We start from the raw sequence: 13,517 nt of genomic DNA on the forward strand, positions 1-13,517 counted from the left end.
CCGTAATTGAGCTTGACCTGTGCTCGTTGATGAAGCTCTGAAGTCTGCATCTTGAGGTCATTTGGGTATAAAATAACCCGCTTGGAAACCAAGCGGGTTAAAGTGGGGGAGGAGCAGTTTAAAACGATTAAGCTGTCGCTTTTGCGTTCGCTTTTTGTTTGTGACGAAGGCCTAATGCCACCGTCACAACAAATGAGATGACGATAGAGATAAGCATACCAATCACGTAGTAACTGAGTTTGTCAGGAACGATAGAGATAACACCTGGCAAACCTGCTGTACCCAGTGCCAATGCTTTTACGTGGTAAAGCGTGATAAATGCACTGGCAACACCAGCACCGATGATGGCTGCAAAGAATGGGTAACGTAGTTTTAAGTTCACACCAAACATGGCAGGTTCTGTAATACCGAGCAGAGCAGTAACCCCTGATGGTAATGCAATCCCTTTCATTTTTGCATCTTTAGTGGTAAATGCCACGGCAAGTGATGCTGCACCTTGTGCTACGTTAGACATCGCTGCGATTGGGAAAATAAAGGTTCCGCCAGTGCGAGCAATATCTGCCAGTAGTTGCGTTTCGATTGCGATAAAGCTGTTGTGCATGCCAGTGATAACAAATGGTGCATACACAAAGCCCATGATACCGCCGCCGATAAAGCCAACGTTATCGTAAATCCAGCTCAAGCCATCACCAAGTAGGAAACCTGCATCACGAGTGATAGGGCCAACTAAGGTAAAAGTAAGAAAACCAGTAATAAGGATAGAGCACAGTGGAGTAACTAGGTTATCTAGCATTGATGGGGTGAACTTACGGAAAGTTTGTTCCACTTTTGCCAAGATAAAGCAGCTCACTAATACTGGAAGAACGGAACCTTGATAACCCACTTTTTGGATTTCAAAGCCCATAATGTTCCAGGTTGGAATGTCGCCCGTGACGGATGCGCTACCAAAACCCCAACCACTTAGTAGGTCTGGGTGAACCATTAACATCCCTAAAGCGGCACCGAGGAATGGGTTACCACCGAACTTTTTGGTTGCGGAGAAAGCAAGCAATACCGGCAAGAAAACAAACGGTGCGTTAGCAAAGGTGTTCAGCATGCTTGCCAAATCAGCAAGGCCAGGGTGAACATCGATAATCGATAGGTTATCGATAAATAGACCTTTTGCGGTAAAAACGTTATAAAGCCCCATTAACAAACCGCCAGCAACGATGGCTGGAATAATTGGCATGAAAATGTCGGATAACCCTTTCACTGCGCGTTGCAGTAAGTTTTGTTTTTCTGCGCCAGCTGCAGCCACATCTTTGGTTGACATGTCTGTCATACCGGTCAATTTAGCCAGCTCTGCATGAACTTTGTTTACTGTTCCTGAACCAAAAATGATTTGGTATTGACCAGCAACCTTAAATTGGCCTTTTACACCTTCGATATTTTCGATGGCCGCTTCATCAATGACCGAGTCGTCTTTCAGTGCAAGACGTAAACGAGTAGCACAGTGAGCAAGTGCTTGGAGGTTTTCTTTGCCGCCCAATTGCTCAAGTAGTTGTTTTGCTATGACAGGATAGTTCATAACACACCCCAGATATTGTTATTCGTCAGTACAGTTGTCATTGTTGTTTTTAGATTTTGGGAACGTTTGCAAAATCTATTTTTCAGTAAGTTTTTGTTGCGGTCAAAACGAATGATTGAATTCTGTGAAAAAGATCGACTATTACACGGCTCATCAATAGCAAAACAAGGTTAAAATCACGTTCTGCACGAGATTCGTGTATGATTTGGTCAATCCATTCTTAAGCAATAATGACAATAAGGATCATGAATGGCGAGTTTACATGATGTAGCCCGTTTGTCTGGCGTTTCTAAGTCTACGGTGTCACGCGTTATCAACAATGAGTATGGCGTTAAAGAGTCCACTAAAATCAAAGTCTTAGAAGCTGTGGCTCAATGTGGCTATGTAGTTAACCAAGTAGCAAAGGATTTAAAATCACAACGTACTAACCTCATTGGGGTTATCGTGCCACGTGTTTCTTCCCATGCGACAGCGCAGGGTGTGGATGGCTTAACGTCAATTTTCGAGCAGGCAGGAAAGCACGTTTTATTAGCGAATACCCACCAAGTTCACGCTAAAGAATTGGAATATATTCAGATCTTCAATCAAAAACGTGTTGAGGGCATTGTTTTTTACGCAACGCATTTAGATCAACCCTTGATTCAAGCCATTCAAGGTTCGAATGTACCTGTTGTATTGGTGGGTCAAGATGGCTCGATGTATAACATTCCCAGTGTTGTCCATGACGATACTCGAGTAGGCTATGAAGCCGGGGTACGACTCATTTCTGCAGGTTGTCGCCAAATTGGGTTTGTTGGCGTTCAAAGTGATGATACCGCAGTTGATTCCTTGCGTTCACAAGGACTAGAACAGGCGTTACAGATGAATCAGCAAGAGTTGTTGTTTCATGTACACAGTGATTTTTCGATTGAATCTGGCTATCGATTAACAAAAAACATTCTAGCCGAATACCCAAGTTTGGATGGTCTATTTTGTGCAACTGACCGTTTAGCGGTTGGGGCTGTGAAAGCGCTAACTGAATCTGGTCTTGTTGCTGGCGAGCAAATTAAAGTGTTAGGTGTGGGAAACGATGAATTGGCGTTTGTAAGCACCCCTAGCTTGTCTACATTTAACTATGCTTTTGATAAAGCAGGGGAAAATGCAGCTAAAATGCTGTTAGAACGTATTGATGGCCGTGGTAAAGAGATGAGTAAAGTTGTGCTTACCTTCCAAAATGTTGTTCGTCAAACCTGCTCTTAGCCGTCCTGATTAGTCGCTGACCGCGAGGAGTAACCACACTTTTATTGTGTAGCTCCTCACAACCACGTGAACCAAATGTGCAACATTGGCATTAAAACTTGCCTAAGGCTGCATTGTTTTATATTTTGAGAACGTTCCCAAAAAATTATTAGGTAAGACTATGTCTCTTGAATTACTTGTTGAACTGGCTGGTGGGGTGAACAATATTCGCCGCATTCTTGCGCCAGCAGGGCGCATTACTGTTGCCGTTCATCAACCAGAGCCATCTCCTCTACCAGAGACCATCTCGGCAGAGTGGGTGCTAGGCGAGCGTCAATTGAGTGTGACGCGTGGCGACATCACCGATGCGCAATTGCGCGCGCTTGGTGAGCAAATATCAATTAAGCAACGTGAAGCAGCAACGCCTCATCTTGAACCCCAATCTTCCCATTATCGACCAACTTGGCATATTGCTCCGCCACAAGGGTTGGTGAACGATCCAAATGGTTTTGTTTACCATGATGGTGCTTACCATCTTTTCTATCAGTGGTATCCATATAGCTGTGAACATAAAGACAAGCACTGGGTACACCTTAAGAGTAACGATCTTATTAACTGGCACCACCAGTCGATTGCACTAACCCCTTCTGATTGGTTCGATAGCCATGGGGTCTTTTCTGGGCACGCAGTAAGCCAAGATGACGGCCTGTGGGTATTTTATACGGGCAATGTACGCCTTGGTGAAGAGCGTTATCGTCAAACGACCCAATGCATGGCGCACAGTGTCGATGGCAAAACATTTGTTAAACATGGTCCAGTAATTCGTGAGTTACCTGAAGGTGTGACGGAACATTTCCGTGATCCTAAGATTTTTTACGCGAACGACAAATGGTTTATGATCCTCGGAGCGCAGACCACTGCGCTGGAAGGTCGCTTAGCCGTATATCACTCGCCAGACTTAATCCATTGGACGTTTGATAAGTTATACGGCGATGAACTTGCGCCATTTGGTTACATGTGGGAGTGTCCTGACTGGTTTACCTTAGGTGACGAATCCTTTTTGGTCTTTGGTCCGCAAGGGATCAAAGATGACAATCCTCATCACACCATTGGTCACCAAAACCGCATCTTTCGCATGACCTTAGATGAACATGACGCGTTTCATTTTATCGAAGGATGGCAATTGGATGCAGGCTTTGATTTCTATGCGCCACAAAGCATGCAAACGCCTGATGGTCGCCGCGTGATGGTGGGCTGGATGGGCTTACCAGATGAAGTGAATCAACCAAGCTGTGAAGATGGCTGGATTCATCAGTTGACCACTTTGCGCGAACTGCGCTGGCAAGATGGCCGTATTGTGCAAGCGCCAGCCCAAGAAATGAAGAATTTGCGTGGAGCAGAACAAGCGCTGACTCTAAGCAACACTCCAATCGATTTGGGCACTAAGAGCTTTGAGTTGCAATTGACACTACCTTGGGGGAGTGAGTTACAGCTGATGCAAAATTCAGATTACGCTGTGCGTTTGATTGCCGATGAAAAGCTGCGAGTGCTGCGTTTTGACCGCTCGCAAACCGAGCTTCGAGAAGGCGATGTGATTCGCGAACTGCCACTTGATTGTATCGACATTACTTTAACCATTTTGGCCGATAGCTCTTCTTTGGAAGTATTTATCAACCATGGTGAAAAAGTGATGACCAGCCGCGTATTTACACCAGCAGATGCGACAAAAATCACTGCCCTTGGTGGTGCAATCAACGCGACCTTCTATCCGCTTAACGGCGCATTTCAAACCTACCCATTAAGTTAACTACGTTTGGTTTAACTCTCTAAAAACGCAGCATTAGCTGCGTTTTTTGTTTGGTATTTAGTGGTAAGTTGGTCGTTCATATAGTTAAGTCGATTTTGTCCCAAATTCGACTTTATTTGTCCATTAGGCCAATTTTACAGCATGTCGAACACCTTTATTCTACTTGGCATATTCAGAACCAAGGAAAATAATGATGAAAATTACACAAGTGCGCAATGCTACCCAAGTGATTACATATGCGGGTAAAAAATTCTTAGTCGACCCTATGCTAGCTAATAAGGAAAGTTCTCCAGGCTTTGCTGGTACGGTTAATTCACATATTCGTATCCCTACCGTAGCACTACCTTTTACCATTGAGGAATTAGTGGATGTGGATGCGGTATTGTTAACTCATACACATCCTGATCACTGGGATGATGTTGCTGCAGAGCGCTTGCCTAAAGATTTGCCTATCTTTGTACAACATGAATCGGATAAGAGCCTTGTGCAGCGACAAGGATTCACCCAAGTCTCAGTGATGACAGAAACGACCGACTTCGCTGGTATTAAGTTTACTACGACACCTTGTCAACATGGCTCCGATGCTTTGTATGAAAATAAGGAGATGGCAGAATTTCTTGGGGAAGTCATGGGGATCATTTTGCAGCACCCGGCTGAACAGAAACTTTATATTATCGGCGATAGTATTTGGACTCTAGCGGTTGAGCAAACAATGAAACGTGAACAGCCAGATGTCGTCATTGTTAACGCTGGATGGGCTCATGTACTTGGATTTGGCCCTATAATCATGGGCAAAGAAGATGTATTAAAAACCCACATCACGTTACCAAATGCAAAAATCGTGGCAACTCACATGGAAGCCGTGAATCATGCTCTATTAACCCGTGCAGAATTAATTGAATATGTCAGGATTAACCAAATCAGCGATGATGTTTATGTGCCCGCGGATGGTGAAACTGTAGAATTTTAGGCGTTATAACAAGATAGATTCTACGTCTATCTTGTTTTACTGAGAGTCAATTCAACCTAATGGATAATTTAATCATGACGATGGGAAAAATCCCCACAGTGGCGATTGTGGCTTTTGACCAATTTAGCCCATTTCATTTATCCGTGCCTAGTATTGTCTTTAATCCCAGCACCTTGCATGAAACGCTGTTTGAATTAAAAGTTGTGGCTGGTGAGTTAGGGCCACTTCGTTCTGATATCGGGATGGAGATTACGACGGTAGAGCCCATAGATATCCTTGCTAGTGCAGAAATCATCATTATTCCACATTGGCGTAGCCCTGAAGAGCTCCCTAATGCTGCACTGTTGAAGTATCTTAATACCGCTTATCAACGAGGCGCCTTGATCATTGGCCTTTGTTTAGGCGCGTATGTATTGGCTTATGCAGGCTTATTAAATGGACGTAAAGCGGCCACTCATTGGGAGGTTGAGCCGGATTTTAAGCAACGTTTCCCCTATGTTCATCTCGATAGTAATGCTTTGTATGTTGAAGATGATGGGATAATTACCTCTGCGGGCACATCTGCGGGAATGGATTGCTGTTTACATGTAGTACGAAAATACTACGGGACGGTGGTAACTAATCGCTTAGCTCGTCGACTCGTGGTCGCGCCACACCGCGATGGTGGACAAGCGCAATTTGTTGAACGTCCCTTACCGGAAACCGTAGCAGACACTAAGTTTTATGCGCTGCTGAATCAGATGCGAGAGAAATTAAATCACCCATTTACGCTTGATGAATTGGCTGCCTCTGTTGCATTAACGCGACGAACGTTTACCCGTAAATTTCATAAAGCAACGGGGATGGCGGTTGGAGAGTGGCTTACGTTAGAGCGTCTCTATCTAGCGCAAAGCTTGCTGGAATCAACAGAGTTACCGATTGAAACAATATCCGACCAAGCGGGATTTTCTTCTGTCGGCAGTTTTCGAGCGAAATTCAAAGCGAAATATCAAGTGACGCCGACACAGTGGCGTAGAACATTTCATGATAGGGAAAACTAACACTTCCATAAAAAAGCCCAACAGAGTTGGGCTTGTGTGGACAATTGAATTTAGGCGGTAAGTTCCCATTAGGGGAGGTAATAATGGGAACTTACCAGAGTGATAGAGCGTTTTCAGGCAGTATCGCCCAATCACTCTGTAGTGAAAAATGGGATCCTTAGAAGAAAGTTTCCATTTGTAGAGCGAAGATAGTTTCGCCGCCATTACCCATAGTGGTTGCACCAGTAGATGTACTGACTGCAAAGTTATCTAGGTCGTTACTCCAATCCACATAACTTACTGCAAAGCGCAGTTCAGGACGGTCAAAGAAGCCTGCTACAGTAGACAGTTTCAATGTTGGGGCGATAGTCGCTTTGTAGTAGCTACCTTTTGCACTGTCGACAGAGTTATCTAGATCCATGTATTGGTAAGAACCTTCGTATACCATGGCAAAGTTTTCGTTGAAGCTTTGTTGTACACGCAGGTTGAATGTGCCCCATTTGAACTCATCGTTATCTTTGATGCGATCTTTACTGTATTCCGCCATAAACGCAGGTGCAACACTCCAAGTCGAGTTAAGATCTGCTACGCCGTAAGAGAACACGCGTACCGCTTTAGCGTCGTTATTAAGGTTGCCGTCGGAGCCAATGCCTTTTAGTTGCGCACCTAATCCTGAACCGAGCAAAATCCCCGTTTTTGATGAGCCTTTCATGCCATAGAACGTATCATTGTGATAGGCGAACATCGCGTGGACACCTGACTCTGCGCGGCGGGTAGCTTTTGCGTTAGCATCCACTTTATCGTCGCTATCTTTTACCACTATCTGTTGGTTATCTTTCGAATCCATCACACTCAACATGAATTGCCAAGGACCAATATGGTTGTTCATGGTTGCAATGTAGTTTTCGATATCGGTACCTGCACTTTCTACTGAGCCAAAGTCGCGACCGTAGATAGAGAAGTTGGCTTTCCAGTCATCGGTAAGTTGCACGTCATAAATACCTGCACCAGTACCAGCTAGAAATACGATATCAGAGTCCATAAAGTGGATATCAAAATTGTCACGGTCAAAACGTTTACCGGCCCAAACAGTTGAATTAGCAAACGCTCCAGAGAATGAAGGAAGCCCATTAAATTGAGCATAAAGCTGACGAATGTTTAGCTCACTTTCGTCTTCGGTCCAGTCATTACTGCTCTCAACGCCATCTGCCAGCATGATTTTGAACATAGCGCTTGATCCATTATCAAGTTGACGATTATGGATAAAGTTCGCTTCCAAATAGTTGGTATCCTCCAAGCCCAAACGGCCAACGGGAGCACCAAGGTCGCCAGCTGCTGTCATGTAGGGGCCAGTACCAGTCGCGCCGGTACGGTTGTCATTGATGAGCAGACCGGAACGAGCATAACCATGAAACTCAAAAGAAGAGGCAGTATCTTCTGCTTTCTTTGTTGCTTGTTCGTTTTGCGCTAAACGACTTTCCAAATCGTTAATGCGTGCTTCAAGAGCTGAAATGTCACTTGCAGCCCACACAGAGGTAGTAGGTAGTAGGGCGGCTAGAGCCAAAGTAAGTGCTTTTGCTTTCATCTTATTGTTACTCCGAAATGGATGTTCTTAGTATTGGAATCTTGCAAACGTTCCCAATAAATATCACAGCAATGTCGGAATTTGAGTTATTAACCTAAAATGACAATCGAAATAGAACGATTAAGTGCCACTTAGGTCGTGTTTTCTCGTTGCAGTGGACTATACACAAGAAAAAGGGAACGTTCCCTAAAAATGGTAAAAAACACAATCTGAGTCACGATCTCTATTGGTGTTTGTGAGCCACTTCAACAATAACTTGGAAAGATAAAAAAGCGGGATGTGATATCCCGCATGAATAGAATAATTACTCTATTAAATTGATGTGTGCTGGATTGCTTATAATTCAATTATTGAGCAATGTACTCCCTTAACGTTACGCTGTCTGGTAGGGCGGTCATGGCTCCTTTTTGGGTGGTGGCCAATGCGCCACAGCCGTTAGCGTTTACAATGGCACGAGTTAGGGAATCAATATCGCGCCAATTATTTTCCTGTGCTAATTGAGCAAGGAGCCCTCCCACAAACGCGTCACCCGCACCAGTGGTATCAACCGGTTTAATGGCTTTACCTTGGATTAATTGCTGTTGACCTTGAGTAATCAATAATGCCCCTTTTGCCCCTTGAGTGATGACCACAACAGGAATATCTAATGCTGTTAAAGCGTCAATACCTGAATCAAGCGAGTCGGTTTGGGTGAGGAGCATTAATTCGTCATCGGAAAATTTGACGACATCAGCCAGTGCGACGGCCTGCATTACAGTAGGAATAAGTTCGTCAGGATTTGCCCAGACTTCTTCTCGTAGGTTAGGGTCGAAACTGATAAAACCTTGGGCGGACTTGATGAGTTGCATCGCTCTGAGTGTGGCTGAGCGGCTTGGTTCATTGGCTAGAGCAATTGAACAAACGTGTAGCCATTGGTTAGCCTCAAAGGACGGAATATCTTGTTCGCAGAAGAATTGGTCGGCGCTTGGTTTTACCATGAAGGTAAAGCTACGTTCACCGTCATCGTCCAAATCGACGACAACCGTGGAGGTGCGGTGAATCGGGTCTAATACTAGATGTTCACAGCTTACGTTTTCATTTTCTAAGGTGTTACGTAGAAACTTTCCGAAAGGATCGTTACCGACACGACCGAAGAAAGCACTGTCACCTGCTAGACGTGCAATGGCAACTGCCACGTTCGCTGGAGCTCCCCCTGGGCATTTTAGGTAACGCATGTCGTCGTCAGGGATAAGATCAATTACCGCATCACCGGTAACCCAAACTCTGTTCATTATAAACTCCCATTAATGGATCAATTGGCGGGAGTGTAAACGAACGCCAATTTGGAAAAAAAGAGCGAAACCGCATATGGGGCATGGGATTGTTGAAAACGTGATCCTGTTAGTCGATTTGAACTTAAAAATAGAAAAAACATTGCTTTTTTGGGAACGTGCCCAAAAAGTTTTTTCACCACTTAATAATTGACAAAATTGAGTTAAAGAGCAGACTGCGCGACAAGGTCGTGCCGCTTACGTTACAAGGGCACTAAACCGAGGCTTGAGAATGAAAAGCTCGTTGGGCTAGGCCCCTTCAAGAAGAGAATGAATATGTTTGGATTACCACCGGTAGTGGTCACCGTAGGGTTGCTATTTATTAGCAATATTTTTATGACGTTTGCTTGGTATGCCCATCTTAGGGAGCTAGGGCATAAGCCTTGGATAGTGGCAGCACTCTTGAGTTGGGGGATCGCGTTATTCGAATACCTTTTTCAAGTGCCTGCGAACCGTATCGGGTATTCGGTGCTCAATTTAGGGCAGTTGAAGATTATTCAAGAAGTCATCACATTAACTGTATTTGTGCCTTTTGCATTGATTTATATGAAAGAGCCTTTCCGTTGGGATTTTGTTTGGGCGGGGTTGTGTTTATTAGGGGCTGTGTTCTTTATCTTTCGCCCTCAAATATTGACCTTTATGGAACAAGTTGTGTAATAAGCACTCTGATTTACTCGATTTAAAAATAATAAGAGCGGTACTTATTAACAAAAACGAATGAATTAATATTTAGATAGCTTTTCATTTCTGCTGTTTTAATAATCAATATTTTTATTAGTAATGAGAATAAATTCGATTTAAAGTTAAACTAATGGCCTATTAGTTTAACTAATATGATGAATTTGTGGGCATTTGTTTAATATGTGCACAGAGTGTTATGGGGCTTTACACATATATCTTTGTGCATATTTGATGCGTTTTTATGCAGTTCAATAACACCCCATATTGGTTAATTTGGTCCAACACGGTGCAGGCGGTGACAAAATTCACAAAATTCTGACTCGTTTGTCGATTAATATCACAATTCATTAGACGTGCCGCACATCAAGTGATAGATTCGGTGCGAAAAATCCGACATGGTTTGTATAAAAAATACACCATGTTTGACTTTTTAGCACATTGCTTTCATCGATAATTTCATTGATTTACGCTATTTATCAGTAATTTGTAGGCAGGTGTGGCTGTAATTATTCAAGATAAGAATAAGACACTACCCAATATGCCCCTGCTTTTTATGGCAAATTACACCAATGATTGATAATGTGTGCCGAAATCTTCGCTTAGGAATTTGTTGAATTTCTGTAAACTCAACTTTTTCACTTACTAGCCGTTCTAGAAACTTTGCGAAGATGTCATGGATGCAGAATTAAAACTTGGAGTTATGCATGTATAAAAACAAAATCACTCAAGCCCTTCTTTTGGGTGCCGGCCTAGCAGTGGCTACCGCTTCTTTCTCTTCTCTAGCAGCTAACGTTCCAGCTGGTACCAAATTAGCTCCTGTTCAGGAACTGGTCCGTGGTAATGGTTCTGAAGTTGCTTCTATCGATCCAGCTAAAATTGAAGGTACACCAGGATCTGCAGTTGCTCGCGACCTTTACGAAGGCCTAGTGACTGAAGACGATAAAGGTAATATCGTTCCTGGCGTGGCTGAATCTTGGGAAACTAAAGATAACAAAACGTTTATCTTCCATTTACGCAAAGATGCACAATGGTCGAACGGCGATAAAGTAACAGCAAACGATTTCGTTTACTCTTGGAAGCGTGCTGTTGATCCAGCGACAGCTTCACCATATTCATGGTATCTAGAAATGACTACCATGAAAAACGCTGCGGCAATCATTGCAGGTAAAGCGAAAAAAGACACACTTGGTGTCAAAGCTCTTGATGATTACACACTTGAAGTATCATTAGACCAATCAGTGCCTTACTTCGTTAAAATGATGGCACACACCACTATGCTACCAGTACACAAAGCAACGGTAGAAAAGTGGGGTGATGAATGGACTAAACCGGAACACTTCGTAGGTAACGGCGCATTTACGTTGAACAAGTGGGTAGTAAACGAACGTTTGGTACTTACTCGCAACGAGCACTACTGGGATAACAAACACACGGTTCTTAACAAGGTAACTTTCTTACCAATTGAGAACCAAGTTGCTGAAATGAACCGTTTCTTGTCTGGCGAACTTGATTTTACAGATGATGTTCCACTAGAACAGTACCGTCGTCTGAAAAAAGAGCACCCTAACGAGCTAAAAACAGTGGGTAACCTAGCGACTTATTACTACGGTTTTAACACTCAGAAAAAACCGTTTGATAATGCCGATGTTCGTAAAGCTCTTTCTTATGCGATCGATCGTAACATCATTGCCAACGCAATTCTTGGTCAAGGTCAAAAACCTGCCTACACGATGACTCCTGAAATTACAGCAGGATTCCATCCAACTATGCCTGACTACGCTGGTTGGACTCAAAAGGAACGTGTTGAAAAAGCTAAAGAATTACTGAAAAAAGCAGGCTTCGATGCTTCTCATCCTCTGCATTTCACTTTGCTGTATAACACCAATGAAAACCACAAGAAGATTGCAACTGCAATCCAATCTATGTGGAAAAAATCTTTAGGTGTGCAAGTAGAGATTGAAAACCAAGAGTGGAAAACATTCCTAGATACACGTCGTGATGGTAACTACGATGTGACTCGAGCAGGTTGGAATGGCGACTACAATGAAGCGTCTACTTTCCTTTCTTTGATGCAATCAAACAATGCCTCTAATGACCAGCGCTATAACAGCAAAGAGTATGATGCAACAATGGCGAAAGCGCTTTCTTCAACTTCGGAAGAAGAACGCAGCAAATTGTATACAAAAGCTGAAGAAATTTTAGCGAAAGATATGCCAATTGCACCAATCTATCAATATGTTAAAACGCGTTTGGTATCTACCCATGTTGGTGGCTACCCAATGCACAATGCTGGTGATAACTTATACTCAAAAGATATGTATATCATTGCAAAATAATAATAATGGCTAGTCATTAGTTAGATACTGCATGCCTGAGTGCATGCAGTTCTTTTCATTTTAATTGTCACAGACTGAAAGAGTGAGTTTATGCTTAAATTCATTTTCAAAAGGATCCTTGAATCAATCCCAACTATGTTGGTTTTGATTACAATCTCCTTCTTCCTGATGCGTTTTGCGCCAGGTAACCCATTTTCTTCAGAGCGTCCTTTACCGCCTGAGGTTATGGCTAACATCAATGTTAAGTATGGTTTAGATAAGCCTGTATCTGAACAATACTTTACCTATCTTACGAATGTCGTTATCAAAGGTGACTTTGGTCCATCATTCAAATACAAAGACTATTCAGTAAATGAACTGATCAGCAGTGCTTTGCCTGTATCGGCTAAAGTCGGTTTTGTAGCGTTTATCTTTACCGTCATCCTTGGGGTGGGGATAGGAACAATAGCAGCGCTCAAGCAGAACAGTTGGTTAGACTATTCGATAATGTCTTTAGCGATGATAGGGGTGGTTATGCCGTCCTTTGTTCTCGCTCCAGTATTGATTTATATCTTCTCTATATCGCTACATTGGGCTCCCGCTGGTGGTTGGCTTGATGGATCATTTAAATACATGGCTCTCCCTGTATTAGCGATGTCTTTAATGTACGTGGCTACATTTGCTCGTATTACTCGTGGCTCAATGATCGAAACACTTAACAGTAACTTTATCCGTACCGCTCGAGCGAAAGGCCTGAGCTATGGCTATATCGTTTTTAAGCATGCGTTAAAGCCCGCTCTGTTGCCTGTTGTATCTTATATGGGTCCTGCTTTCGTAGGTATTATTACTGGTTCGGTAGTAGTTGAGACTATCTTTGGTCTGCCTGGTATTGGTAAGTTGTTTGTAAACGCTGCCTTTAACCGTGACTACTCATTGGTAATGGGCGTGACGATTCTGATTGGTCTACTGTTCATTCTGTTTAACGCCATCGTTGATATTCTGTTGGCTTACATCGATCCGAAGATTCGCTACTAAGAGATACGAG

The 13,517-nt window shown here is 43.3% G+C and carries 10 protein-coding genes; 7 read left to right on the forward strand and 3 right to left on the reverse strand.

Annotated features, from left to right (window positions below):
- Positions 1–127: 127 nt before the first annotated feature.
- Positions 128–1,567: a sucrose-specific PTS transporter subunit IIBC gene (locus JCM16456_RS05760; protein WP_068713222.1), complete on the reverse strand. Its 1,440-nt coding sequence runs from the start codon at positions 1,565–1,567 to the stop codon at positions 128–130.
- 249 nt (positions 1,568–1,816) lie between these two features.
- Between JCM16456_RS05760 and JCM16456_RS05765 the strand changes: the two genes are divergently transcribed.
- The 4 genes from JCM16456_RS05765 to JCM16456_RS05780 all read left to right on the forward strand — a co-directional run bounded on the left by JCM16456_RS05765 (position 1,817) and on the right by JCM16456_RS05780 (position 6,602).
- The gene (locus tag JCM16456_RS05765) at positions 1,817–2,806 is read left to right on the forward strand and encodes a LacI family DNA-binding transcriptional regulator (protein WP_068713224.1); all 990 of its coding nucleotides are present in this window, start codon (positions 1,817–1,819) and stop codon (positions 2,804–2,806) included.
- A 160-nt stretch (positions 2,807–2,966) separates the two neighbouring features.
- Positions 2,967–4,592, forward strand: a complete 1,626-nt coding sequence (locus JCM16456_RS05770) for a glycoside hydrolase family 32 protein (protein WP_068713226.1) — start codon at positions 2,967–2,969, stop codon at positions 4,590–4,592.
- Positions 4,593–4,782: 190 nt separating this feature from the next.
- Positions 4,783–5,562 (forward strand): MBL fold metallo-hydrolase, encoded by a 780-nt coding sequence (locus JCM16456_RS05775; RefSeq protein ID WP_231894422.1) that lies wholly within the window; start codon positions 4,783–4,785, stop codon positions 5,560–5,562.
- 74 nt (positions 5,563–5,636) lie between these two features.
- Complete coding sequence (locus JCM16456_RS05780; protein WP_197655211.1) at positions 5,637–6,602, forward strand: GlxA family transcriptional regulator; 966 nt, start codon at positions 5,637–5,639, stop codon at positions 6,600–6,602.
- A 157-nt stretch (positions 6,603–6,759) separates the two neighbouring features.
- Here the strand turns inward: JCM16456_RS05780 and JCM16456_RS05785 are convergent, their stop codons facing one another.
- Entirely contained in the window at positions 6,760–8,166 is a 1,407-nt protein-coding gene (locus JCM16456_RS05785) for a carbohydrate porin (RefSeq protein ID WP_068713230.1), read from the reverse strand.
- A 347-nt stretch (positions 8,167–8,513) separates the two neighbouring features.
- Entirely contained in the window at positions 8,514–9,437 is a 924-nt protein-coding gene (locus tag JCM16456_RS05790; protein ID WP_068713232.1) for an aminoimidazole riboside kinase, read from the reverse strand.
- Positions 9,438–9,752: 315 nt separating this feature from the next.
- On the opposite strand from JCM16456_RS05790, the gene JCM16456_RS05795 reads away from it, so the two are divergent.
- From JCM16456_RS05795 to oppB, 3 genes are all read left to right on the forward strand, one after another.
- The gene (locus JCM16456_RS05795) at positions 9,753–10,133 is read left to right on the forward strand and encodes a DMT family protein (protein WP_068713234.1); all 381 of its coding nucleotides are present in this window, start codon (positions 9,753–9,755) and stop codon (positions 10,131–10,133) included.
- 728 nt (positions 10,134–10,861) lie between these two features.
- Entirely contained in the window at positions 10,862–12,493 is a 1,632-nt protein-coding gene (locus JCM16456_RS05800; protein ID WP_068713236.1) for an ABC transporter substrate-binding protein, read from the forward strand.
- 90 nt (positions 12,494–12,583) lie between these two features.
- Complete coding sequence (oppB, locus tag JCM16456_RS05805) at positions 12,584–13,507, forward strand: oligopeptide ABC transporter permease OppB (RefSeq protein WP_068713238.1); 924 nt, start codon at positions 12,584–12,586, stop codon at positions 13,505–13,507.
- Positions 13,508–13,517: the final 10 nt, after the last annotated feature.

The sequence above is a fragment of the Vibrio tritonius genome (genome assembly GCF_001547935.1).
In the GTDB taxonomy this organism is placed as follows: domain Bacteria; phylum Pseudomonadota; class Gammaproteobacteria; order Enterobacterales; family Vibrionaceae; genus Vibrio; species Vibrio tritonius.

Coding starts and splice junctions, on each gene's coding strand:
- JCM16456_RS05790 (WP_068713232.1), bottom strand. CDS start 9,437: ATGAACAGAGTTTGGGTTACCGGTGATGCGGTAATTGATCTTATCCCT.
- JCM16456_RS05775 (WP_231894422.1), top strand. CDS start 4,783: ATGATGAAAATTACACAAGTGCGCAATGCTACCCAAGTGATTACATAT.
- oppB (WP_068713238.1), top strand. CDS start 12,584: ATGCTTAAATTCATTTTCAAAAGGATCCTTGAATCAATCCCAACTATG.
- JCM16456_RS05800 (WP_068713236.1), top strand. CDS start 10,862: ATGTATAAAAACAAAATCACTCAAGCCCTTCTTTTGGGTGCCGGCCTA.
- JCM16456_RS05795 (WP_068713234.1), top strand. CDS start 9,753: ATGTTTGGATTACCACCGGTAGTGGTCACCGTAGGGTTGCTATTTATT.
- JCM16456_RS05760 (WP_068713222.1), bottom strand. CDS start 1,567: ATGAACTATCCTGTCATAGCAAAACAACTACTTGAGCAATTGGGCGGC.
- JCM16456_RS05770 (WP_068713226.1), top strand. CDS start 2,967: ATGTCTCTTGAATTACTTGTTGAACTGGCTGGTGGGGTGAACAATATT.
- JCM16456_RS05765 (WP_068713224.1), top strand. CDS start 1,817: ATGGCGAGTTTACATGATGTAGCCCGTTTGTCTGGCGTTTCTAAGTCT.
- JCM16456_RS05780 (WP_197655211.1), top strand. CDS start 5,637: ATGACGATGGGAAAAATCCCCACAGTGGCGATTGTGGCTTTTGACCAA.
- JCM16456_RS05785 (WP_068713230.1), bottom strand. CDS start 8,166: ATGAAAGCAAAAGCACTTACTTTGGCTCTAGCCGCCCTACTACCTACT.